Source organism: Pseudomonas putida (genome assembly GCF_030159595.1).
GTDB classification, from domain to species: domain Bacteria; phylum Pseudomonadota; class Gammaproteobacteria; order Pseudomonadales; family Pseudomonadaceae; genus Aquipseudomonas; species Aquipseudomonas putida_AC.
In genome coordinates, this window is sequence record NZ_BSKJ01000027.1 from 1 (window position 1) to 3,270 (window position 3,270).

The 3,270-nt window shown below is 60.6% G+C and carries 2 protein-coding genes; both read left to right on the top strand.

Annotated elements, in window-relative coordinates; translation table 11 throughout:
- Positions 1-285, top strand: a 285-nt coding sequence (locus tag QQL85_RS26395) for a phosphopantetheine-binding protein (RefSeq protein ID WP_284368786.1), incomplete at its 5' end; no start/stop codon positions are given.
- A 73-nt stretch (positions 286-358) separates the two neighbouring features.
- The coding region (locus QQL85_RS26400) for an amino acid adenylation domain-containing protein (RefSeq protein ID WP_434489100.1) at positions 359-3,270 on the top strand (2,912 nt) is incomplete at its 3' end.

The following is a 3,270-nucleotide window of genomic DNA, read 5'->3' on the forward strand; positions in this document are numbered from 1 at the left end:
ATCTGGGCGGACGTGTTGCAGGTCGAGCGGGTGGGCCTGGGCGATGACTTCTTCGAGCTGGGCGGCCATTCGTTGCTGGCAACGCAGATGATCGTGCGGCTGCGCGAGGGGCTGGGCAAGGAAATCGCACTCAAGGAACTGTTCGAATACCCGCGTCTGGGCGAGTTCGTGGCTGCCTTTGAGGAAAAAACCGCTGCAATCGACCCCGTTCAAGCGGAATTGGCTAAATCGCTGGAGGCACTCAAACGTCTAACTACGGAGGAAATTGACGAGCTGATTTCATAAGGGGTAATCCATGCAAGCGTTGCTCGACTCCGTCAAGTCATTGTCCACCAAAGAGCGCCGGGCTCTGGCTGCGTTGCTCAAGCGACAGGGAGTGAATCTGTACGGAGTCGCACCCATCTCGCCAAGGGATGCTGCCGAACCACTGTCACTGTCATATGCACAACAGCGGCAGTGGTTCCTCTGGCAGCTCGACCCCCAGGGTACGGCCTACAACATACCGGTTGCTCTGCGGTTGAAGGGCGACCTGGACATCGAAGCCTTGCGCGGGAGCTTCGAGGCGTTGATCCAGCGCCACGAGATCCTGCGAACCACGTTCGATGAGGAAGATGGGCAAGCGGTCCAGCGGATTTCACCCAACGTCACCTTCGATCTGGACCTCCAGCAGGTCCAGTCGGCGGGCGAGGCGAATCTGCAGGCGCTCATCGCACACCATGTGCAGCTGGAAACGCAGCGCCCCTTCGATTTGCAGCAGGGGCCGCTGCTGCGTGTCAAGCTGCTGCGTCTTTCGGCTCAGGACCATGCACTGGTGCTGACCTTGCATCATATCGTCGCCGATGGATGGTCGATGCCGATCATCGTCGATGAACTCATTCAATGCTATGAAGCACTGCGCACCGGCAAGCCCTTGGCACTGCCGGTGTTACCTATCCAGTACGCCGACTATGCCATTTGGCAACGTGACTGGATGGAAGCAGGCGAGCTGGAGCGCCAGTTAGGGTATTGGCAGCAACAACTGGGCAATACCCACGCGGTACTTGAACTGCCTGCGGATTACCCGCGCCCGGCGGTGCAAAGCCACGCCGGTGCCAACTTGAGCCTGGAGCTGGACGCTGCGCTTGCACAGCGTTTGAAACAATTGGCTCAGCAGCAGGGTACGACCTTGTTCATGGTGCTGCTGGCCAGTTTCCAGGCATTGCTGTATCGCTATTCGGGGCAGGTCGATATCCGTGTAGGGGTACCGATCGCTAACCGTAACCGCTCGGAAATCGAGCGCCTGATTGGATTCTTCGTCAATACCCAGGTGCTCAAGGCAGACTTCCCGGCGCGGATAACCTTTGTTGACCTGCTGCAACAGGTCAGGCAGCACGCCCTGGATGCCCAGGCGCACCAAGACTTGCCTTTCGAGCAACTGGTCGATGCGATGGAGGTAGAGCGTAGCCTCAGCTACAGCCCATTGTTCCAGGTCATGTTCAATCACCAGACCAGTGCCCGTCAGGCCGCCCGCGTATTGCCAGGCTTGCAGGTGGACGTCGTGCAGTGGGAAGAAAGCACCGCGCAGTTCGACCTTTCGCTCAGCACGGTCGAGCACGACGCGGTTGTCGCCGCCACGTTGACCTACGCCACAGACCTGTTTGAAAGCAGCACTTGCGAGCGTCTGTTGGCGCACTGGCGAAACCTGTTGCTGTCGATTGTCGAGCAGCCCGCATGCAGCATCGATGAGCTGGCGTTGCTCAGCCCTCGGGAGCATCGGCAGATCGTTCTGGACTGGAACCGCACCGAAGCCGCGCTGCCGTCTGCGCTGTGCATCCATGATTTGGTCGCCGCGCAAGTGGCCCGTACACCCGACGCGCTGGCGCTTGTCCATGGTGAGCATGAGCTGACCTATGCACAACTGAACGCGCAGGCCAACCGTCTGGCGCACAAGCTGCGCGAGCTGGGCGTGGGGGCGGACATCATGGTCGGGCTTGCGGTGGACCGCACGTTGGACATGGTGGTGGGGCTGCTGGCCATTCTCAAGGCTGGGGGTGCCTATGTGCCGCTTGACCCTGAATACCCGTCCGAGCGTTTGGCCTACATGCTCGAAGACAGCAAGGCACGGGTACTGTTGTCGCAATCGCAGTTGTTGGGTCGCTTGCCTGAATCGGCCAATGCCCAGATCTTGTTGATGGATCAGCTGGACCTGGCCGCTTATCCGGATACGAATCCTGTGGTGGCCACGTTGGGCAGCAACCTGGCTTACAGCATCTACACCTCCGGTTCCACCGGCCTGCCCAAGGGCGTGCTGATCGAACACCGCAATGCCGTTGCGCTGATTGCCTGGGCCCGTTCGGCCTACAGTGAGCAAGACCTGCAAGGGGTGTTGGCGTCGACATCGATCTGCTTCGACCTCTCGGTGTGGGAAATTTTCGTTACCCTGGCCTGTGGTGGTTACGCCATTCTGGCGCGTAATGCGCTGGAACTGCCAACGTTGCCAGCGCGTTCGCGCGTGCGCCTGGTCAACACCGTCCCTTCTGCGATCAAGGCGCTGTACGAGGCCGGGCAACTGCCGCAGAGCGTGCGCACGGTCAACCTCGCGGGCGAAGCACTGAAGCAGTCATTGGTCGACCAGTTGTATGGCACCGGCCATATCGAGGCAGTCAACGATCTGTATGGCCCTTCAGAAGACACCACCTATTCGACATGGGCACTGCGTACCGCCCATGGCCGTGCCAACATTGGCCGGCCCATCAGCAACAGCCAGGTTTACCTGTTGGACGGTGCCGGTAATCCTGCGCCGATAGGTGTGGCCGGCGAGTTATGCATGGCGGGTGCCGGACTGGCCCGTGGTTACGCGGGCAAGCCTGCGCTGACGGCGGAAAAGTTCCTGCCAGACCCGTTCGACTGCAGCGAGCAGGGTGGCGGGCGGATGTACCGTACCGGCGACCTGGCACGTTACTGTGCCGATGGCGTCATCGAGTATGCAGGGCGCATTGACCATCAGGTGAAGATCCGCGGGTTCCGGATTGAGCTGGGCGAGATCGAAACCCGCTTGCAAGGGCATCAGGTCATTGCTGAAGCCGTGGTGATCGATGTCGATGGGGCAAGCGGCAAGCAGTTGGTGGCCTATGTGGTTGCGCGGGAGGCGGTCGCCGAGGGCGAACCTCAGGTGCGTTTGCGCCATGCCCTGCGTGAGTACCTCAAGGCAGCACTGCCGGACTACATGGTGCCGGCCTATTTCATGTTCCTCGACGCCTTGCCGCTGACGCCCAACGGCAAGCTGGACCG